General features: G+C 63.2%; 21 protein-coding genes. 7 read left to right on the top strand and 14 right to left on the bottom strand.

Annotated features, from left to right (window positions below; translation table 11 throughout):
- Window positions 1-56 precede the first annotated feature (56 nt).
- The 9 genes from PBDP_RS13055 to gspG all read right to left on the bottom strand — a co-directional run bounded on the left by PBDP_RS13055 (window position 57) and on the right by gspG (window position 11,409).
- Complete coding sequence (locus tag PBDP_RS13055) at window positions 57-1,226, bottom strand: substrate-binding domain-containing protein (protein WP_109756205.1); 1,170 nt, start codon at window positions 1,224-1,226, stop codon at window positions 57-59.
- A gap of 155 nt (window positions 1,227-1,381) precedes the next feature.
- Window positions 1,382-2,563, bottom strand: coding sequence for a substrate-binding domain-containing protein (locus tag PBDP_RS13050; protein WP_109756206.1), 1,182 nt, complete (start codon window positions 2,561-2,563; stop codon window positions 1,382-1,384).
- Between the two features lie 529 nt (window positions 2,564-3,092).
- Window positions 3,093-4,304 (bottom strand): type II secretion system inner membrane protein GspF, encoded by a 1,212-nt coding sequence (gene gspF, locus PBDP_RS13045; protein ID WP_109756207.1) that lies wholly within the window; start codon window positions 4,302-4,304, stop codon window positions 3,093-3,095.
- On the bottom strand, window positions 4,304-5,722 hold the full coding sequence (gene gspE, locus PBDP_RS13040; protein WP_212802347.1) for a type II secretion system ATPase GspE: 1,419 nt from the start codon (window positions 5,720-5,722) through the stop codon (window positions 4,304-4,306). The genes gspF and gspE overlap by 1 nt, the downstream gene beginning before the upstream one ends.
- A 139-nt stretch (window positions 5,723-5,861) precedes the next feature.
- On the bottom strand, window positions 5,862-8,225 hold the full coding sequence (gene gspD / locus PBDP_RS13035) for a type II secretion system secretin GspD (protein WP_212802346.1): 2,364 nt from the start codon (window positions 8,223-8,225) through the stop codon (window positions 5,862-5,864).
- Window positions 8,222-8,794, bottom strand: a complete 573-nt coding sequence (locus PBDP_RS13030; protein ID WP_109756210.1) for a type II secretion system protein M — start codon at window positions 8,792-8,794, stop codon at window positions 8,222-8,224. Before PBDP_RS13030 ends, gspD begins: the two co-directional genes overlap by 4 nt.
- On the bottom strand, window positions 8,787-9,968 hold the full coding sequence (gene gspL / locus PBDP_RS13025; protein WP_212802345.1) for a type II secretion system protein GspL: 1,182 nt from the start codon (window positions 9,966-9,968) through the stop codon (window positions 8,787-8,789). The genes PBDP_RS13030 and gspL overlap by 8 nt, the downstream gene beginning before the upstream one ends.
- Window positions 9,965-10,951 carry a type II secretion system minor pseudopilin GspK gene (gene gspK / locus PBDP_RS13020; RefSeq protein WP_212802344.1) on the bottom strand — a complete coding sequence of 329 codons (987 nt, stop codon included), beginning with the start codon at window positions 10,949-10,951 and terminating at the stop codon, window positions 9,965-9,967. The genes gspL and gspK overlap by 4 nt, the downstream gene beginning before the upstream one ends.
- 8 nt (window positions 10,952-10,959) lie before the next feature.
- Entirely contained in the window at window positions 10,960-11,409 is a 450-nt protein-coding gene (gene gspG / locus PBDP_RS13015; protein WP_109756213.1) for a type II secretion system major pseudopilin GspG, read from the bottom strand.
- A 149-nt stretch (window positions 11,410-11,558) separates the two neighbouring features.
- Here gspG and gspI point away from each other — a divergent pair, with 149 nt between their 5' ends.
- Window positions 11,559-11,936 (top strand): type II secretion system minor pseudopilin GspI, encoded by a 378-nt coding sequence (gene gspI / locus PBDP_RS13010; RefSeq protein WP_109756214.1) that lies wholly within the window; start codon window positions 11,559-11,561, stop codon window positions 11,934-11,936.
- Between the two features lie 92 nt (window positions 11,937-12,028).
- Here the strand turns inward: gspI and PBDP_RS13005 are convergent, their stop codons facing one another.
- The gene (locus tag PBDP_RS13005; RefSeq protein WP_212802343.1) at window positions 12,029-12,499 is read right to left on the bottom strand and encodes a type II secretion system protein N; all 471 of its coding nucleotides are present in this window, start codon (window positions 12,497-12,499) and stop codon (window positions 12,029-12,031) included.
- Window positions 12,500-12,614: 115 nt separating this feature from the next.
- Here PBDP_RS13005 and gspH point away from each other — a divergent pair, with 115 nt between their 5' ends.
- Window positions 12,615-13,067 (top strand): type II secretion system minor pseudopilin GspH, encoded by a 453-nt coding sequence (gene gspH / locus PBDP_RS13000; protein WP_212802342.1) that lies wholly within the window; start codon window positions 12,615-12,617, stop codon window positions 13,065-13,067.
- Window positions 13,064-13,675 carry a type II secretion system protein GspJ gene (locus PBDP_RS12995; RefSeq protein ID WP_109756217.1) on the top strand — a complete coding sequence of 204 codons (612 nt, stop codon included), beginning with the start codon at window positions 13,064-13,066 and terminating at the stop codon, window positions 13,673-13,675. Before gspH ends, PBDP_RS12995 begins: the two co-directional genes overlap by 4 nt.
- Window positions 13,676-14,011: 336 nt before the next feature.
- On the opposite strand, the gene PBDP_RS12990 is transcribed toward PBDP_RS12995, so the two are convergent.
- Genes PBDP_RS12990 through PBDP_RS12980 form a run of 3 tightly spaced genes read right to left on the bottom strand, consistent with a single transcriptional unit; the run spans window position 14,012 to window position 16,165 of the window.
- Window positions 14,012-14,953: a FecR family protein gene (locus tag PBDP_RS12990; protein WP_212802498.1), complete on the bottom strand. Its 942-nt coding sequence runs from the start codon at window positions 14,951-14,953 to the stop codon at window positions 14,012-14,014.
- Window positions 14,954-14,990: 37 nt separating this feature from the next.
- Window positions 14,991-15,536: a sigma-70 family RNA polymerase sigma factor gene (locus PBDP_RS12985; RefSeq protein ID WP_041476024.1), complete on the bottom strand. Its 546-nt coding sequence runs from the start codon at window positions 15,534-15,536 to the stop codon at window positions 14,991-14,993.
- The gene (locus tag PBDP_RS12980; protein WP_176689557.1) at window positions 15,533-16,165 is read right to left on the bottom strand and encodes a secretin and TonB N-terminal domain-containing protein; all 633 of its coding nucleotides are present in this window, start codon (window positions 16,163-16,165) and stop codon (window positions 15,533-15,535) included. The genes PBDP_RS12985 and PBDP_RS12980 overlap by 4 nt, the downstream gene beginning before the upstream one ends.
- A gap of 202 nt (window positions 16,166-16,367) precedes the next feature.
- Between PBDP_RS12980 and PBDP_RS12975 the strand changes: the two genes are divergently transcribed.
- On the top strand, window positions 16,368-16,721 hold the full coding sequence (locus PBDP_RS12975; RefSeq protein WP_176688021.1) for a hypothetical protein: 354 nt from the start codon (window positions 16,368-16,370) through the stop codon (window positions 16,719-16,721).
- A 126-nt stretch (window positions 16,722-16,847) separates the two neighbouring features.
- Here PBDP_RS12975 and PBDP_RS12970 read toward each other — a convergent pair whose 3' ends face one another.
- Window positions 16,848-17,288: a carboxymuconolactone decarboxylase family protein gene (locus PBDP_RS12970; protein WP_109756084.1), complete on the bottom strand. Its 441-nt coding sequence runs from the start codon at window positions 17,286-17,288 to the stop codon at window positions 16,848-16,850.
- A gap of 194 nt (window positions 17,289-17,482) precedes the next feature.
- On the opposite strand from PBDP_RS12970, the gene pdxR reads away from it, so the two are divergent.
- The 3 genes from pdxR (at window position 17,483) to PBDP_RS12955 (ending at window position 20,033) form a co-directional block, all read left to right on the top strand.
- Complete coding sequence (pdxR, locus tag PBDP_RS12965; RefSeq protein WP_109756083.1) at window positions 17,483-18,916, top strand: MocR-like pyridoxine biosynthesis transcription factor PdxR; 1,434 nt, start codon at window positions 17,483-17,485, stop codon at window positions 18,914-18,916.
- Between the two features lie 120 nt (window positions 18,917-19,036).
- On the top strand, window positions 19,037-19,330 hold the full coding sequence (locus PBDP_RS12960) for a putative quinol monooxygenase (protein ID WP_092198295.1): 294 nt from the start codon (window positions 19,037-19,039) through the stop codon (window positions 19,328-19,330).
- 298 nt (window positions 19,331-19,628) lie between these two features.
- Window positions 19,629-20,033, top strand: a complete 405-nt coding sequence (locus PBDP_RS12955; RefSeq protein ID WP_212802341.1) for a cupin domain-containing protein — start codon at window positions 19,629-19,631, stop codon at window positions 20,031-20,033.
- Window positions 20,034-20,161: the final 128 nt, after the last annotated feature.

The following is a 20,161-nucleotide window of genomic DNA, read 5'->3' as shown; positions in this document are numbered from 1 at the left end:
ATCGCAACGACTTGCGCCGTTGCTGATCGATGTTTTGAGTTGCTCCCAGCATGGTTTTACAGCGGACGACCTATGCCATTGCATACGTTAGGGTTACCGATGCTTAAGGGGTTGGCAGCCGTCAGGAAAGTGGTGCGGATTGCGGTTTTCCAGGCGGCTGGTAACGGCACCAGACGGTTGGCGGTGATAGCCGCGTCGTTATTGATGGTAAGGAAAGCGTTGTAGTGACGGGTAAAGAAGTTACGCACCTGTGTGCTCTGGGCGACGTCGGCATAGCACTGGCTAAAGATCACGTTGGTGAAGCCAAGAATGGGGTAGCCGGTGATTGGGAAAGGCACCACGCTTGGGTCATTTGGGCTGGTAGTCGCGGAGAATACCGGCACCCAGGCGTTTGGATTCGAGCGATTAGCGGTGGCAGGAACAGCGATTGCGGCTATAGCTGCCGAAATATTCGCTGGCGCAGGAGAAACACCGGCAACCCGGGCCACTTTTGTGGCGTCATCCAGGCCAGCCAAGGTCGATGCCGCATACGCCGGGCTCATGTAAGTGATAGCACCTTGAGTCGCGCTCACTGCATACATGGCTCCTTCACTATGAACGGCCGATAGAGCACCGGCCGGCGGCCCACCGCTGTAACTGGAGGCAAAGTTGGTGGTGACGGAGAAGGTGCCTGTTTCCGCGCACTTGGCGTTCAGGAAGCGGGTGAATAGCTCCGTGGTTCCGCTGCTCTCGGCACGGTAAACCACAGTGATTGGACCTTTACGGCCAGAGCCGGTGATCTGGCTCCAATCGATCAGACGACCGGAGAATACACCGCACAACTGGTTGACACTCAAGTCGATGCCTGCCGCGCCGGCCTTGTTGAACGGAATGGCGATTGAAGTGGCAGCCGAAGGCACCTGGATCAATGGACCCCAGGCCGCGCCATGAGCGAAGGCATAAGTGTCCAACTCGACGGGTCTGAGCTTTGAGTCACTGGCGACCCAATGCACGTTCTTGGTGGTAATGCCACCCACGAACTTGCTGTAATCGTTATTCAGAAAAGCGATCTTGCCCGCACCGCTGCCCACACCGATGTAGGGAGCGAAACCAGCGGTCAACACTCCGGCTGTCTGGTAAAGCGGCTGAGGCAAGGTCGTTCCACCGCCATTGATATCCGCCATTGCCAACGGCGCGCATAGGCCGCTGCACAACACTGCAACCGTTCGGAAAAAATGCTTGGACATGACAAGACTCCTGTCTTGAAATGCTGCGCCCTATCCGAGTCGTTCGGGCTGTAGCGCAGCTGAAAGGGGCGAAACGAGCACCATTAACTACGAGGAAATCAGCAACGGCTTGCGCCGTTGCTGATTGGTATTGCGTGTCGCTCAGGCGTGGTGTGTTACAGCGGACGACCGATACCGTTGCAGACGTTTGTGTTACCGATGCTTTGCGCGCTGGAAGTGGTCAGGAAGCTGCCACGGATGGCGGATTTCCAAGCACCTGGCAGTGGTACAAAGCGGTTAGCGGTGATAGCCGCATCGTTGCTGCTGGCCGCAGTGGCGTTGTAGTGACGGGTGAAGAAGTCACGCACCTGCGTGGATTGGGCAGCGTTGGCATAGCACTGGCTGAAGATCACGTTGGTGAAGCCCAGGATCGGATAGCCGGTGGTTGGGTAAGCCACGACGCTCGGATCGTTAGGGTTGGTGGTTGCAGCGAACACCGGCACCCAGGCGTTCGGGTTGGCGCGGTTGGCGGCGGCTGGTACTGGAACAGCAGCGATGGCAGTCGAAACGTTAGCTGGGGCTGGGGAAACACCGGCAACACGGGCGACCTTAGTGGCGTCGTCCAAGCCGGCCAAGGTGGTGGCGGCGTAGTCCGGGCTCATGTAGGTGATACGACCCTGAGCAGCGTTCACAGCAGTCATCACAGCCTGGCTGCCAGTGGCGGAAACGGCACCGGAGGGCAGCCCGCCGCTGAAACTGGACGCGAAGTTGGTGGTGATTGCGAACTTAGCGTTGTTAGGTTCAGCGCACTTGGCGTTCAGGAAACGAGTGAACAGCTCAGTGGTACCGCTGCTCTCAGCACGATAAACCACGGTAATTGCGCCAGTACGGCCCGAACCGGTGATCTGGCTCCAGTCGTTCAGACGGCCGGAGAACACGCCACACAACTGATCAACGCTCAAGTTGACGTTAGCAGTGCCGGTCTTGTTGAAAGGAACGGCAACCGAAGTGGCGACCGAAGGCACCTGGATCAACGGACCCCAGGCAGTACCATGATTGGCAACGTAGCCATCCAATTCAGCCTGGCTGAGCTTCGAATCGCTGCCTGCCCAGTGCACTTTCTTGCCGCTGGTGTCGCCAGGCACCAACTTGGTGTAGTCGTTGTTCAGGAAAGCCAGTTTGCCGTTACCGCTGCCCACACCGATGTAAGGGGCAAAACCGGTGGTGAGTACACCAGCAGTCTGGTACAGCGGCTGAGGCAAGGTAGCACCACCGCCATTGACATCAGCCATGGCGGCCTGAGCGGCGCAGAGGCCGGCGAGGGTCAGGGATACCGCGAGAACGTTGCGCTTAAACATGAAGAATCTCCTTTCATCGTGTTCGTACGTAGGTTGGGTAACGCGTGCTTGCCGTCATGGCGCTCGGTCCTGTGCCGATGGCGATGGGGTGAGGCCATGGGTTAGAAATTCGCAGTTTCCGGTGACAGATAAAGGAAAAAACCTCGGGAGCTGAGGGCTGTTTTCAAGGCATTTTTCTCGGGTGTTCCAGGGCTCTGGACTGGGGTTTCGAGCTGGTTTGGCGGTCGAACCGGATAAGGAGACAGTGAAGGTCGCGGCGGGTGGTCGCCTGGCGAACGAACATGACAGAACGAGGAACCCGAGTTTGGCGCGGGCAAGGGTCGGGAGATGCCACGACACCGCAGAGTTTTTTTGCACTACCGCTGTTGTGGCGAGGGGATTTATCCCCGTTGGGTTGCGTAGCAGCCCCAAACCCGGACATCTCGGTACATCAGGCAGATCCCATGCAACTTGTTTGGGGTCGCTGCGCAACCCAACGGGGATAAATCCCCTCGCCACAGGGTTTGTGCCTGACTCAAGATATGTGGGTTTATTGCACCAACTGGTTGATCTCGATAATCGGCAACAACACCGCCATGACGATCACCAGCACCACGCCGCCCATGACCACAATCATCAACGGCTCCAGCAGCGCGGTCATGCCCATGGCACGGCGTTCGATGTCGCGGGACAGGGTCTGCGCGGCGCGTTCGAGCATCGGTGGCAGGCAGCCGGTTTTCTCGCCGCTGGCGATCAGATGGATCAGCACCGGCGGGAAGACTTTTTCCACCCGCAACGCTGCGGCCAGGTTGACCCCTTCGCGGACCTTGGCCGTGGCATCGCTGACACTCAGGCTCAGGCGGTCGTTGGACAGGGTCTGGCGCGCCGCCTCCAGGGCCCGCAGCAACGGCACCCCGGCGCCGCCAAGAATCGCCAGGGTCGAGGCAAAGCGCGCGGTGTTGAGGCCCAGCACGAAACGCCCGATCAACGGCAGGCGCAACACCCTTGCGTGCCAGCTCAAGCGTGCCTGCGGGTTGCGCAAATACATCCGCCAACCCCAGAACCCACCGGCCAAAATGCCAAAACACAACCAGCCCCAGGCACGGATGAAGTCACTGGCGGTCAGCATCGCCACGGTCAATCCGGGCAGGTCCTGCCGAGCCTGGGAAAACGCGCTGACCACCTGCGGCACGACGTAGCTGAGGAGGAAAATCACAATGGCGATCGACACCAACCCCACTACACCCGGATAGATGAACGCCGTGAGGATCTTGCCCCGCAGGTTGTTGCGCTCCTCGATGTAATCCGCCAATCGCTCCATGACCTGGGCCAGGTCGCCGGACTCCTCTCCGGCGGCAATCAACGCCCGGTAGATTTCCGGAAAATCCCGTGGCCGCGCAGCCAAGGCTTCGGCCAGACGCATGCCGCTGCGCACATCGGCGCGCACTGCGCTGAGGGTCTGGGCGATGTGCTTGCGCTCGGCCTGCTCCACCGTGGCGCTCAACGCCGCCTCCAACGGCAGGCTCGCCCCCAGCAGGCTCGCCAGTTGCCGGGTGGCCCAGGCCAGGTCGTTGTCCGATAGCTTGGCGCTGAATAGTCCACCGCCATTGGCCTGCGTCGTGTTGCGCTCCAACTGCACCTGCAACGCGGTCAATCCGCGACTGCGCAACAGGTTGAAAGCGGCTCCCTGGCTGTCGGCTTCCAAGTGTCCGGATTCGATCTTGCCCTGGGCGTCGGCGGCCTCGAAACGGTAGCGATTCATCAGGCGTCCCGTGTCACGCGCAGGATTTCTTCAGGGGCGGTGGCGCCGCTGCGCACCCAGCGCTCACCGTCCTCGCGCATGCTGAACATGCCGGCCTGGCGAGCGGCGGCGCGCAGGGCCTGCTCCCCTGCCCCCTGGTGGATCAGCGTGCGGATGTCGTCGTCGATGCAGAACAGTTCGTGGATGCCGGTGCGCCCGCTGTAGCCGGTCTGGTTGCAGCTCGGGCAGCCCACCGGACGCCACGTGCCAGGCGTGGCCGGATCGGGCTGTTTGCACTGCGGGCAGAGCCTGCGGACCAGGCGCTGGGCCAGTACGCCGAGCATCGACGAGGCCAGCAGGAACGGCTCGACACCCATGTCGACCAGGCGGTTGATGGCCGACACCGCATCGTTAGTGTGCAGTGTGGCCAACACCAGGTGACCGGTGAGGGAGGCCTGCACGGCGATTTGCGCGGTCTCCAGGTCGCGGATTTCACCGATCATGATAATGTCCGGGTCCTGGCGCAGGATCGCGCGCAGGGCCAGGGCGAAAGTCATGTCGATCTTGGCGTTGACCTGGATCTGGCTGATACCCGGCAGGTCGTACTCCACCGGGTCTTCCACGGTGAGGATGTTGTGCACGCTGGCGTCCAGCCGGGCCAGGGCGGCGTAGAGGCTGGTGGTCTTGCCACTGCCGGTGGGGCCGGTGACCAGCACGATGCCGTGGGGCTGGCGGATCAGGTGGTCGAGCTTGTCCAGCACGTCCGGGTCCATGCCCAGGGTTTCCAGTTGCAGGCGCCCGGCCTGCTTGTCCAGCAGGCGCATCACCACCCGTTCGCCATGGCCGGTGGGCACCGTCGAAACCCGGATGTCGATCGGACGTCCGGCCACGCGCAAGGCGATGCGGCCGTCCTGGGGCAGGCGTTTTTCGGCGATGTCGAGCTGGGCCATGATCTTGATCCGCGACACCAGCGCGCCGTGCAGGGCCTTGCGTGGCGAAACCACGTCGCGCAGGGTGCCGTCGACCCGATAGCGCACCACCGAATGGCTTTCGTAGGGTTCGATGTGAATGTCGCTGGCCTCGTCCCGTGCGGCCTGGGTCAGCAAGGCGTTGATCATGCGGATCACTGGCGCGCCGTCCTGGGTGTCCAGCAGGTCGGTGATCTCGGGGATGTCCTGCATCAGCCGGTCGAGATCCACTTCGTTTTCCGCCGCGCCCACCACGGCGGCGGCGCTACCGGTGTCGGCATAGGCCGTGTTGAGCAACCCGTCGAGTTCCTCGTCACGTACTCGCTCCAGCCGCACCTCGCCGAACTGCCGGCGCACTTCACTGATGGACCAGCCCGGCGTGGAGGGACACACCATCAGCACCGCGCCCTCGTCGGACTGGCGCAACACCAGGCGCTGGGCCTTGGCCCAGGCGTATGGGAGGGTGTTCATGTCGACACCTCAGGTCCATAAGTTGCATCTGCACCTTGTGGGAGCGAGCCTGCTCGCGATAGCGGTGGGTCAGCTTGCATGGATATCGATCGGGCCGCCGTCATCGCGAGCAGGCTCGCTCCCACAGAGTTGGTGTCCATCAGCGAGTGCCTCCTTCGATCGGCACCGCCTTGATCACCGCCCTGGGCGTTTGCAGGCTCATGGGCGCCGCCCCCGGGATCGCCCGGGCCGAGGCTGGCAGTTGCGGCGCCTGCATGTCCGGCAACGCCCAGCTGCGATCCGGTTGCAGCAGGCCCTGGGCGCGGCGCATGAAGTCGTAGCGGTTGAGGGTGATGCCACGGCCCGCCGCCGTGTCGCGGATGATGTAGGGCCGCAGGAACACCATCAGGTTGGTCTTGGTGATCTGTCGCCGCTCATTGCGAAACAGCGCACCGATACCGGGGATGGTCGACAGCCACGGCACCGCGTCGTTGCTCTGGCTGTAGCCATCCTGCAGCAACCCGCCAAGGACCATGATCTGCCCGTCGTCCAACAGGATGCTGGTGTCGATGGCACGCTTGTTGGTGACAATCCCCGTGGTGCTCGAGGCGCGGTTGTCGACGCTACTGACTTCCTGATAGATATCGAGCTTGACCGTACCGCCCTCGGAGATCTGCGGCCGGACATTGAGCTTCAAGCCCACCTCCTCGCGGGTCACGGTCTGGAACGGGTTGTTGCTGGTACCACCGCCACCGGTGACGTAGCTGCCGCTGACGAAGGGAATGGTCTGGCCGACAAAAATGCTCGCTGCTTCGTTGTCCAGGGTCAGCAGGTTTGGCGTCGACAGCACGTTGGTGCCGCCCTTGCTCTTCAGCGCCCGGGCCAGGACCTTGAGGTCGAGGATCTTGCCGATGCCGGGAATGTCCACCGTGCCATTCACCACACCAAGGTTCAGGCCCTGGGGCAACACGTCGATGCTGGTCTTGCCGTTGAGGTTGAGCCCGGTACCACCAAGGTTGACCCCGCCGATCACCCCGCTGCCACCGAGGTTGCCGGTCTGCCATTGCACGCCGAATTCGCTGGCGTCGTCCTCGCCAACCTCGACGATCAGGCTCTCGATCACCACCTGGGCGCGGCGCTGGTCCAGCAGGTCGATGACTTCCCGCAGGTTGCGGTACAGCGGATCCGGCGCCGAGATCAGCAAGGTGTTGGTGGTGGCATCGGCCTGGATGGTCACGCCGCCAGCGCTGAAGGCGGTGCCCTGTTCGTTATTCGTCGAAGTGGTGGTGGAACCGTTGCTGCCCTGGGTGTAACCGTTACCGCTGGATGATGCACTGCCGCTGGTGGTGGTGCTACTGGTGCCATCGCCACTGCTGCCCTGCCCGCTCTGGCCGTTGGTACTGGCGCCCATGCCGCTGAGCACCGAGCGCGAGTTGTCGTTGCCCTCGCCTTCGCTTTCCCCGGTGAGCAAGCCGCGCAGGGCCTGGGCCAGTTTGCCGGCCTGGGCGTTGCGCAGGTACACCACATGCAGGTTGCTCGGATTGTTCTGGGCGTTATCGAGCTTGTAGATCAGGTTGCGCGCCAGTTCCGTACGCTCGGGGCTCCCCGCGCGAATGATGATGGAATTGGAGCGCGGGTCGCCGATCACGTTGATCTTCTGGGTCTGGTCACCGCCTTGGGTCTCCAGCAGGTCAGAGACCATTTGCGCGATGTCGACGGCGATGCCGTTGTGGACCGGTACCACGTCGGTGTCGATGGCACTCGGGGTGTCGATGCCTTCGATGAGCTGCGCCACCCGTGACAGGTTCTCGGCGTAGTCGGTGACGACAATGGTGTTGTTGCCCGGGTAGGCATTGATCGGGTTGTTCGGCGACACGATCGGGCGCAGCACCGGGATCAGGTTCACCGCGTTTTCGTATTGCAGGCGGAAGGTGCGGGTCAGCATGCCGTTGCCGGCCGGTTTGTCGGCGCTGTAGATCGGCCCGCCCAGCAGCTTGGCGTCGGCCTCCGGCACCACCTGGGCGACGCCGCTGACATCCACCACGCTGAAACCTTGCATGCGCAGCGCGGCCAGCAGCATGTCGTAGGCCTGGCTGGCCGGCACCTGGCCTTCGGAAACCAGCGTCAGGTTGCCCTTGACCCGCGGGTCCACCAGGAACTGTTGGCCGGTGGAGCGGGACAAGGCCCGCACCACCGCCTGGATATCCGCCTCGACGAAATTCAGCGTCACCGGTTGGTCACCCAGGGGCGTGCGCACTGGCGCACTGCTGCGCGGCTCTCGGGCACGGGCGGTGAGATCGACCTGATGCCGCACCGCTGGCTTGCGTTCACGCAGGTCCTGGGCCCGCTGGCGATCCAGCAGTGCATCGCCACTGCGTTGGGTACTGCCCAGCGGAATGCCCAGTTCACTGTCCACCAGCAACGGTGGTTGCGACGCGGGCGGCGTGCTGTTGCACGCACTCAACGCCAGCAACAACAACGGTGCAACCTTGCGCCAATGACGTGGGTATCTGGCCCCTTTCATGAAGCTTCCTTAGCGCCTTGCGCCTGATCCATGCGAACGGTTCCGGACAGTGTGCCGGCGGTGTTGTCGGGGTTAGCGAGGTAGTCGGAATCGGTCGGGGTACGCTGCAAGCGGGCCTCGATCACTTCCAGGGAGAATTGCCGCGGGTTGCCCAATAGCCAACTGATCACAGCCTCGGCGGGGGCCTTGTCGAACGTGAGCTGCCAGGCGTTGGGACGCTCGGCGCCGGGGGCTTGCAGTTGGTAGTGCTGGCTCAAGCCACTGGCTTCCAGGCTCTGACGCAAGGCGGCTTCGAGGGGCTGGCCTGGTGCAGGCCCAGCGACGTCACGCAACAGCACTTCGAGGGCTTCGGCCTGTGAACGCAGCTTCGGGGTTTCGGCTTGCCAATAGGCGATGGTCTTGAGCGGCGGCTGGATCATGGCGAGCCAGACCAGGCAACCGCCCAACACCAACGCAGCCAGGGCCACGGCGGCTTGTTCGCGCACGGCAAGTCCCTGCCAGAACGTGCGTAATCGCGTGCGAACGGTTTGCCAGCGCCCCCACGCCAGCGCCAGGGAGTGCTTATTCATCATCGGCGTCCGGATTCTCGTCGGGGGCGTCCTGACTGCCCTGGCCGACCGTTGCCGCTCGCAGGGTCCAGCCCTGGTCGATGGCAACGACGTCGATGCCGGCCTGGGCCAGGGGAATTTTCCAATCCTCTTCGGCGGTGGTTTTCTGCGCCTCGGCCACGACACTCAGGCGCAATTCACCGTTCTCGAACACCAGTGCCTGGACATTGCCGCTCATGAACGGCATGGCACTGCCCGCCTGTTGTACCAGGCTGGCAAAGCGTTGGGCCGGGTCGCTCGCCGCACCGCTCTGGCGCGCAGTGATTTGCTGGCGCGCCTGTTGCAACGGGTTGAGGATCACCGCCAGCTCGGGAAACGCCTGCTTCACCCGTTGGCTCATCTGCACCTTGAGCCGTTGGCCCTGGGCCGCTTCGCGGGCGGCGTAGAGGTTCAGCCCGACCACCCAGACCGCCAGCGCTGTCGCGCAGATCGCCGCCGCCCGGCCCCAACCGCCGCGCTCGACTGCATTGCGTGAAAGACCGGCATGCAAGCCCCAGCCCGGCGCCGGACCAGTCCAGCGCTGGGTGTCGGCCAAGGTACTGATCGACGGTTGCGGCGGCGCCTCTGCGACCCAATGCAACCCGGCCCCAATTTCCAGCAGCCATTCATCCAGCGCCTCTTCCTGCAACGGTTGCACCACAGCGTACTGAAGATCATGGCGCACCAGCAGGTGGCCGTCCTCGATACAGGCCACCGGCCCCGACAGCACCGGCAAGGCGTAGGCCGCCGGATAGAGGCCGCGCAGCTTCATGCCGGCCTGGTGCACAAGCCGGCCCAGGTGGGCGAGCGACTCACGGTCCAGCCAGGCGATTTGTACCTGCCCGTCGGTCCCACGCGGACTATGCGCCACTTGCATCTGCTCGCTGGCACCGAGCATCAGGGCCTGGGCCGCGCACGTCACCGCTGCGGTGATCTTGGCCGCTGGCAACAGTGGCAACTCCAGGCGGGTCAGCAAACTGTCGCGGGGATGAAGGAAGCATTCCACCGAAATATTCTTGGCGCCTTGGCCCAATGCTCGCAGGCTGCCGCGGCCCTGTTCGCGGACCTGGCCCTGACGATCCAGCCAGGCGAATGCCATCTCGCTGTCGAGATCCAGGCTGCCCAGCGGCGCCAGGGCGATGCGCAAGCGCGTCATACGCCCACCCTTGACCAGATCACTTGGGGCAAGCGGTCCTGGGTGCATTGCAGCAGGGCTTCCAGTTCAACCCGCCGCTGACCGCTACGCGCCTGGCCGCGCAGGCGGAACCAGTCGCTGGTGATGCCGACCTTGACGCTGGCAGTGTCCAGTTCCGGCATGCGCAGGCGATTGACGAAATCGCCGCGATTGATAAACCAGTGACCGCCGTCACGCTCCCGGACCAGCGCCTCGGCCCGTTGCAGCGACAACCCCGGCACGTAGGCGGCCAGCACCGGAGCACTGGCGGTGTTGCCATTGAGCCAAGTGTTGGTCGGCAGGATCGTCACGTAAGGCGCCAGTGTTTCCAGCAACCGCGCCGTGACGCCCTTGACGCTGCGCAGGTCTTGCAAGGTGCGCAGCATCGGGCGCGTCGGCGCCAGCGCCCTGTTGGCGGCCTGGGGCGAGGTGTCCCGGCCGCTGTCGAAGGTATTGCCCTTTGGCGCTTGTTCCACCCGCTGCGGATTCAACAGGCGCGGATAAGCCTCGACGACCCTTTCGACGATGCGCCTGCGGACCGTCGCAGCAACCCCAAGCTGCTCGCACAAGCGTTCGAAGGCGCGCACTTGTTCCTCATCCACCTGTTCATTGGCGACGAGGTTGCGCAGGTTGAACTTGCCTTGCTCATCTTCCAGCTGGCCTTCGAACGGCGTGTCGATCTGGCCTGATTCCGGCATCACGATAGGTTTCGCCCAGGGTTGGCCGAAGCGCGTCAGTGGATCGCGCTGACGGGCGTCCCAGAGCAACTGGCGACTCAGTTGCAGGCCGCCCTGCAACCGCGCCGAGCCCTGGACGCGCAACTGCTCGGCCTCCAGGCTGCGGGTGAACAGGGTCTGGCGGCTCAGCATGCCACCGGCGATGACCGCTACCACAGCGGCAATCAGCAAGGCACTGATGACCGCCATGCCGCGCTGCTTCGCCGCGAGGGGCGAATCCGTTCGCATCACGGCCCTTACAACTGCCAGGAGCCAATGTCGGCATTCACGCCGTCGCCGTCAGGCTGGCCGTCGGCCCCCAGGGAAAAGATGTCGACTTCGCCGTTGGCGCCGGGGTTGAGGTAGTTATAAGGACGGCCCCATGGGTCGTTGGGCAAGCGCTCCAGATAAGAGCGCCAGGTGCTGTTTTTCGCATCGGCCGGCTTTTCCACCAGCACCTTGAGGCCCTGGTTCATGCTCGGGTAACTGCCGTGGTCCAGGCGATACAGCTTCAAGGCTTGCATCAGGCCGCCAATGTCCTGTTTCGCCGCCGTTGCCCGGGCCTGGTCGGGGCGATCGAGGACCTTGGGCACCACCATCGCCGCCAGGATGCCGAGAATCACCACCACGACCATGATCTCGATCAGGGTGAACCCCAGTTGCCCGCGAGGGCCTTGGGAACGGGCTTTGTAACGGGCGATCTGCATCTCGACGGTCCTTCGCTGGATTCGATTCGAGGCGCAGTGTTGCAAGAAAATATGTCAGTGATATTGAAATTGCTCAGGAGCTTGCGTCGTCAATCGGTCATGAACGTGAACTAGCCTTGAGGGCTGCCTTCGCCCATCGAGCCCGCGCCATGCCACGCCCTGCTCCACAATCCGGCTTCACCCTGATCGAAGTGCTGGTGGCCCTGGCGATCATCGCCGTGGCCATGTCGGCCGCTGTGCGCGTGGCCGCGGTGATGACCCAGAGCAACGGCCTGCTGCGCGACAAATCCATCGCCTTGTTGGCCGCCCGCAGCCAACTGGCACAGTTGCGCCTGGAAGGACGGTTTGCCCAGGGTTCGAAAGTGTTCGAGTGTGACCAGGGGCGACTGTTGCTGCGTTGCGAACAGAACCTGCGCCCGGCGGAAAATGGCCGGATGTTGCGGGTTGAGCTGACCGTGTCGGACCGCAGTCGCGAAGCGCCACCGTTGGCGCGATTGGAAACGTTGGTCAGCCGAGAGAAACCTTGAGCGGTGTGGGCTAACACATCCTTTGTGGCGAGAGGTTTATCTGTGGGAGCAAGGCTTGTGTGGGAGCAAGGCTTGCCCGCGATACAGGCGCCTCATTTCTTCGGAGACTGCGTCGTCTTCATCGCGGGCAAGCCTTGCTCCCACAGGGAAGGCAAGCTCACTGAATCCGGCAATCGGGCGAGGGCCAAGCGGGTCTGCTCGTTACCCCGCTCGATCACCACCGCCTGCGCCTCGATCGCCACCAACCGTACCCCTTGGGCCACGCGCTCACCGACCAGGAAACTGCGCGGCGGTCCGTCGTTGAGGCTGAGGATAGCCACGGGTGCGCGAGTGCCGGCCATCACGCCGCTGACCTTGATATCCACCGGTGCCGGCTGGTTGGAGAACCATTGCAGCGCCGGGTTATCGGAACGCTCGGCCAGGCGTTGCGGGGCGACATCCGGCGTGCGCGACTCGGCCGATGTCAGCAGCAGCGAAGACCAGGTCGCCACCCCGGCCAACGCCGCCAACAGGCCCACCGCCTGAACGATTTGCGCCGGGGACACACGCTCGATGAACGCCATGGCCTGAATCTCCTTTTTGATTCCAGCCTGCAGCGTACGCGCCAATTCTCTCCGTTTTATTTCACATCCCTATCATCTTCACCGTGCAGGATGACTCTCACGCAAAGGAGCGCCCATGAACCTCGGCAAGCAACGCGGTTTCACCCTGATCGAACTGATGGTGGTGCTGGTGATCATCGGCATCGCCAGCGCCGCTGTGAGCCTGAGTATCAAGCCGGATCCGTTGAAGTTGCTGCGTCAGGATGGCGAACGGCTGGTGCAGCTGTTGCAACTGGCCCAGACCGAAGCGCGCACCGACGGGCGGCCGATTACCTGGCGCTGGGACGCCAAGGGCTTTGGCTTCAGTCGCCGCGCCGATCAAGGTGCCGGGGTGGATCGCTTCAAGGACGACCCGCAACTGCATCCACGGCGCTGGCAGAGCCCATCGATGGAGGTTCGCGTGGAGCCCAGGCAACGGGTGGTGTTGAATGCCGAATGGATCGGCGAACCCTTGCAGATCCGTCTGTCGGACGGCCAGAACAGTCTCACTGTGCAACGCAGTGCCGCCGGGCGGGTGCAACTCCAATGAGCACGCGGCAGACGGGTTTCACCTTGCTGGAAGTGATGGTGGCGATCCTGCTGATGGCGGTGGTCAGCCTGATCGCCTGGCGCGGGCTGGACAGCGTGACCCGTGCCGACAGCCACTTGCAGGCCAGTACCGAACAGACTGAAGCCTTACTGCGGGTGTTGAACCAACTGGAACGCGACGTCGCCTTGCGCGCCAGCATCGAACTGAGTGAACCGGTAAAACCCGACGTCGACGACCAGCCCTCGACCGCCCCGCCCGCCCTCACCGTGCGCAGCACTGAAGGCCGGGGGTTTCGCCTGGATGTGATCCGCGTGGCGGCGGCCCGGGAAGGCGAGTTGCAGCGAGTGCGCTGGTGGCTCAAAGGCGACACGCTTTACCGCGCCCAGGGCCAGGCTCGCGATCGCTACCCATTGCCAGCACCCGGCCCGGGCGTGGCCGTGCTCAGTGACGTCAGCGACGCCGGGCTGCGGTTCTGGGACACGGAAAAAGGTTGGCGCAAGCTCAGCGGCAACCGCCAGGAAAACCCGATGGGCATCGAGGTCAGCCTGACCCGCCAGACACCTCAAGGCGTCGAGGAATATCGGCAAGTACTAGGGCCACTGGAATAAGCCAAACAACACAGTCCCTTGTGGGAGCGAGCTTGCTCGGGATAGCGGTGGGTCTGTTAGAGGTGATCTCGGATGTGCCGGCCCCATCGCGAGCAGGCTCGCTCCCACAGGGTTATGGAGTGAACTGAAGATTTGAGCACAACACAGGCCCTCTGTGGGAGCGAGCCTGCTCGCGATAGCGGTGGGTCTGCTGGAGGTGATGTCGAATGTGCCGGCCCCATCGCGAGCAGGCTCGCTCCCACAGGGTTATTGGATGACCTCAATATTTCGGCACAACACAGGCCCTCTGTGGGAGCGAGCCTGCTCGCGATGAGGTCCGCCCAGGCGCCGCCGACCTCAGCTCAGCACCACCACCCCACCTGGCAATTCCGTGCATTTGGCGCCGTAGGCATCGCGGATCAACAGCGCCACGCCCGCCAGCTGGTCGAGGCGAAACCGCGCCTGGACCTTGCGCTGGCCCAGTTCGCGATTGAGCAGCAGCAACATACCGGGCCGATAGCGATTGATTTCATCGATGACGCTGGCCAGGGTCGCGTCGTTGAACACCAGCACCTGTTCGCGCCAGGCGACGGCCGCCGACACATCGGCACGCTTGGGAGCGCCCACCCGGCCAGGGTCGTAAGTCAGTTGCATGCCCGGCTCCAGGCGAAACCGCTGGCCTTGCACTTCAACCTGCACCACGCCCTCCAGGCAGGTGGCGCAAACACTCTGGTCGGTGTAGCGAATGTTGAAGCGTGCCCGGGCGGCGCTGATCCAACCGGTGCCGGCCTGGACGCTGACCACCTGCGCACTGCGTCCCTGCACTTCAATCTCACCACTGAACAATTGCAACCCTTGTCCGCCATCGGCCAGCGGGCGACGGCTGAGGCGGGTCTGGGTGTTGAGTTCCAGGCTGACGCCCTCGGCCAACTCTACCCGGCGCTGCTCACCCACCTCAGTGATGTAATCGGCCCCCAGCCCGGAAACACCGCCGGGCACCGTGGCGCGGATCAACAGGAAACCGGCCGACGCCGCGATTGCGCCGCCCAGCAACGCCCGCCGCCCGAAATGCCGGGGTGCCTGCAACGCGATGGCAGCAGGTTGCAGCTCGTGCCACAGCGCCTTGGCCTGTTCGAAGGCCTGCGCGTGTTCGGGGCTTTGCCCGCACCACAGGCGCAAGGCCCGGGCATCGGCCACTGTAGCGCGTCCCGAGGTCAGCAGGATCAGCCAGTCTCGGGCCTCGCTGGCCAATCGGGCCTGGGGCGTGGCGTCAGGGGAAGCGATGTTGAAGATGTTCAAGCGCACACACACTCACGAAAGGGTCGGGTCTCTACTCTCAAGACGGTTTTCCCGCGCCGGGACCGAACCGCTGAATGACTTTTCTTTCCAGGCGCAGGGCGCAGTGCCCCAGCGCAGCCTTGATTTCTTTCTCCACCATGCGGGTGGAGATACCAAAGCGCTGGGAGATTTCCAGGTGCGGCGCCTCTTCCAGGCGTGCGGCGATAAAGATCCTGCGACGGCGCGCCGGCAGTTCGTACAAGGCCTTGAGCAGGGTCTGCAACTCCTTCTGCCCACCCACCACCCGGGCCGGGTCCAGCGCTTCATCAGAGACCTGCAGCAGCTCCTCGATTTCATCGCCCGTGAGCAGGCGCGCATCGGCCTGTCGACGGTCGGCGGCGATGTTCAGGGCCATGCGATACAAATAGGCGTTGGGCTGGGCGATCTCCTGCGTATCGACCATACGATCGACCCGCAGATAGGTTTCATGCAGCACATCGTTGGCCAGCTCTTCGGAGCCCAGACGCCTGCGCAGGCGCACCTTGAAATCCTCATAAGAGGTGAGAAACAACTTCACCAACGGGCTGCGACCGGAGTCTTTCATCGCCCGGACACCCCTTCCCCTGCTGTGCATTCCATGCTTCTTCCTGATGAGTCGGGTAACAAAAGCAGGGTCACCGGCTGGCGCAACGAACTGGGCGCCGGGCGGTCGATCCTGAGGTTTTGCAAACTGTTGACCAAGGCCTTGTCCCGCATCAGATCGCCCGTGGAACTGACCAGGCGGCTGTGCTGGACCACACCGTCCCGGCCGATCCACACTTGCAGCACCGCCCGAAAACTGCCCGGGCGGGTCAACGGTGAACGACACAAGTTGCGCTGGATGACCGCCTGGATGGCTGCCGCGTAGTTGCTGTCACTCAAGCCCGGAGTAACACCGGGAGGCAGCGGCACCTCACGGACCCGCACCGGCTGCAACGTGAACGCATCCGCCCGGGCATAGTGCGCCGCCAGCCCAGTGCCGCTGAGCAATACCCGCAACCCTTCCGAGGGTGTGAACTGCCCCTGGACGCCCAGCGTATGACGCTGGCTCGACAACTGGTGGTCCACCAGCACCGCCATGCCCGTCGCACGGCTGAACTGCTCCAGCGCCGTGGTCAGTTCCTGGGGCGCGATGTCCAGGTCCACCAGGCCGACTGCCTGGATCGGCGCGGCCAACAGACACAACAACACCATCAGCCAACGCAAGGGCGCCCTGGTCAATCCACGCCCGCGTCCGCCCCCGGCTCTGCCCTGCTGCACGACTGACGTATCCGTTGAAAACCGTCATCCTGAGGGGTGTTTATGAATGTCGTATGACAACTGATACAAATCCTCAAGGCCACACTAGACTGATGCCCAGACAACGAACCGTCCGCTGCGGCGGGCCAGGAGGTCGATGATGAAACAGTGGATGACGATGACGGCAGGCCTCGGCCTGCTCATGGCCCTGCCCTGGGCCCAGGGTGAAGAGGCCCCGGCGTGTATCGAAGTGACCGTCGGTGGCTACAAGACCCCCGACTACAACTGCCTGAGCCGACAGATGGGCAACGACCCCCAGGCCGCGAAGGCGGCGCAACAGGCCCAGGAGGCCATGAACGTGCCGGTCAATGAACGCGCGCCGAACAGCATCGGCCTGGCCACCCCGGCGGCCACGGGGGTGCGCATGGGCAATACCTTTGGTACCTCGGTCAAACCCCAGCGGCCGCCGGTTCCGGCTAACAACTCGCCGTTGCCCAATGGAAATAAATAGAGGCAAACGACAGACCTGCTCTGTGGGAGCAAAGCTTGCTCGCGATCCAGGCGACACGGTCCGCCAGATTCACCTCATCATCGTTCATCGCGGGCAAGCCTTGCTCCCACAGTTGGCTCTCGCGGATCAACCACCCGGACTCTGGCGAAAACTCACCGCCAGTCGATTCCAGCTGTTGATGGTGCTGATCGCCAGGGTCAGGTCCACCAGTTCCTCCTCGCTGAAACAGGCCCGGGCCTGGGCATAGACGTCATCGGGCACCTGGCTTTCAGCCAACAGCGTCACCGCCTCGGTCCAGGCCAGGGCAGCGCGTTCGCGGGCCGTGAAAAAGCCACTGTCACGCCATACCGCCACCGCGTAGAGCCGCCGCTCGGTCTCGCCCTGGCGGCGCGCCTCCACCGAGTGCATGTCGGTGCAGAAGGCGCAGCCATTGAGTTGCGAAGCGCGGATCTTGATCAGGTGCAACAGCCCCGGTTCGATACTCAGGCGACTGGTCAGGGCTTCCAGGCCGATCATGGCTCTCATCGCCCCAGGGGACGCAGTGTAGTAATCCAGACGCGGGCTCATGGCGGGCTCCGTGGCATTCGAGACCTTCACGGTAGGCCCCGGGAACGATCAATGACAGGTCCAATTCGCCGAAAAACCCGGGGACAAGTCCAATGGGCGGGATTTTCTCCACGCAACTTCTACGCAGTCGCACAATGCGGGTAACCTTGCGCCTTTGACGCTGGCCGCCAACAATCGCCCAGGAGCTTGCGGGTATGGAACTTCATGTTGTCATCAACGGCCGCAAGGACCTCTCGGGCCAGTTGTATCAACAATTGCGCAGCGCCATCGAGAGCGGTCGCCTGGCGGCCGGCACACAACTGCCACCCAGCCGCTTGCTCGCCGAGCAACTGGGTGTCTCGCGCAAGACCGTCTCCGACACCTACGCCCAACTGACCTACGAAAACTTCCTCACCGGCATCATCGGCAAAGGCACTTACGTCAATGCGCGACCGGCCAGGATCGTGCGCAAACAGAGCCACCGCGAGCTGGCCGGTGCCGACGTTGTCGAAGCCTGGCGCACCATGCCGGACCTGATGCGCCATCCCACCCTCGAAGGTGCATTGCGCTACGATTTCATCGGTGGCGCCACCGGCAAGGGTCAGTTTCCGCTGGACGACTGGCGGCGCTGCACCGCCCACGCGCTGCGCCAGATTGCCAGTGCCAAAGGCTTCTATAGCCAGCCCGAAGGCCTGCCGTCGCTGCGCAATGCCATTGCCCGGCACATCGCATTTTCTCGCGGGGTCAATTGCCAGGACGACGACGTGGTGGTGTGCAATGGCGCGCAACAGGCCCTGGACCTGATCTCGCGGGTGTTGACCCGTCCCGGCAGCCTGGTAGCCATGGAAGATCCGGGCTATCCGCCGGCACGGTTGCTGTTCGGCTCCCAGGGCGCCACGGTGGTCGGGGTGCCGGTGGACGAGCAAGGCCTGCGCGTGGACCTGATCCCCGATGGCACGCGGCTGATTTATGTAACACCCTCGCACCAGTTTCCCTTGGGCATGCCCATGAGCCAGGCCCGCCGCGAGGCTTTGCTGGCGCGGGCCTATGAGCTGGGGGCGATCATCATCGAAGACGACTACGACAGCGAGTTTCGCTACGAAGGCCGACCCGCCGATTCGTTGCAGAGCATGGATGAACGCGGGATCGTCGCGTACGTCGGCACTTTCTCCAAGACCTTGTTGCCGGAACTGCGGCTCGGCTATGCGATCCTGCCGCCAGCGATCCTTGAAGCGGTGATCCTGGCCAAGCGCCTCACCGACCAGCACACCTCCACCCTGCCCCAGTGGGCACTGGCGAAGTTCATCGCCGAGGGGTGCCTGCTCAAGCACATTCGCCGCTGCCACACCCTGTACGCTGGCCGCCGCGAGCGAATCCTGGCACGCATGGCCGGGGACTTGTCGCCCTGGTTCGACGCCGTGCCCACCACGGCGGGCTTTCACATGGCGGTGTTGTGCAAGGTCCCGGTGGACCTGGCGCTGGTGATCGAGCTGGCGAAAAAAGCCGAAGTCGGGCTCTACAGCCTCGCTGGTTTTTTCAATGAAGCGCCCGTGCGACCGGGCCTGTTCTTCGGCTTCGGCGCTATCGAAACCCTGGACATCGATATCGCCCTGGACCGCTTGCGCGACATTCTGCAGCAGGTGGCCTGAGGATTGGACTGGGCATTTATCCGCCCATTGGCTGTTTGAGCCGTGCGCCACCGGGCCTATCCTGCACGGGTGTGATTGATGTTGAGCAAACCCCTCCGACTTGATTCAGGAGCCTGAACAATGTCTCGCCAAGTGATCAATACCGTACAGGTGCAAGCCGCCGCCGGTCGCTCGGAAGAACTGGGCCGGCAGTTGCAGCAAATCGTCGAAACCCTGCGTGCACAGCCGGGGTGCGATGCGTACATGGTCGACCGTTGCCCGGACGATGGCGACCGCTGGAACGTCAGCGCCCGCTGGCAATCGGAAGCGGCCATGCAGGCCCATTTCAACTGCCCGGAAGTGCAAGGCTTCATCAGCCTGATCGACAATCGCCTGGCCCGAAGCGTGGATTTCAATAGTTTTCCGGTTGTCTGAGACTCACAACTTCATTCCTGCCTAGCCAAGTTGTGGCGAGGGGATTTATCCCCGCTGGGCTGCGCAGCAGCCCCAAAATCTTCCTATCGGCGACGGATCTGGCGAGTGCTGCGCACTCGAACGGGGATAAATCCCCTCGCCACAAAAAGCTCGCCTGCTCACATCCATTTGTAGCCCAGCCAATTGGTCTACCCACCTTCCGAAAGATTGGACGTTTGCTCGCCCCACCTCTGGGCTTAGGGTGAATCCATCGTCGCGACAGCGCGAAATCACTCGAAACCACACAGGTCGTACCTTCATGAAAACACTTTGTCTGATCGCCATCCTCAGCCTGCTGCCCATGACCCAGACCTACGCCCACGAAGCGGCGCCTTCGGAGAAGGTCCAGGTGTTGCAGGAGCAGATGCTGAAAAACGTTCCCGGTAAAAAAGCCATGATGCTGACCGTCAACTATGCCCCCGGCCAGGCGTCCATCGCCCACAAACATGAAGGCACGGCCATGGCCTATGTGCTCGAAGGCGCTATCACCTCCCAGGTCAAGGGCGAGTCGGCGACGACCTACAAGGCCGGGGAGTTCTGGTACGAAGCGGCGGGGTCCGAGCACCTGGTTTCGAAGAATGCCAGCGCGACCGAGCCGGCGAAATTGCTGGTATTCATGGTGATGGGTGAGGATGAGGCGGTGTTGATTCCGCTGAAAAACTAACCAGCCACACCGCTGCGCCTCTGTGGGAGCAAAGCTTGCTCGCGATAGCAGTCGGTCAGTTACATCAATACTGTTGATCCAACGCTATCGCGAGCAAGCTTTGCTCCCACAGAGTATTTTTACCTAAG

The organism is Pseudomonas sp. St290 (genome assembly GCF_018325805.1).
GTDB classification, from domain to species: Bacteria; Pseudomonadota; Gammaproteobacteria; order Pseudomonadales; family Pseudomonadaceae; genus Aquipseudomonas; species Aquipseudomonas bijieensis.
Note: the sequence above shows the minus strand (reverse complement) of the source record. Positions and strands in the feature narration are given on the sequence as shown.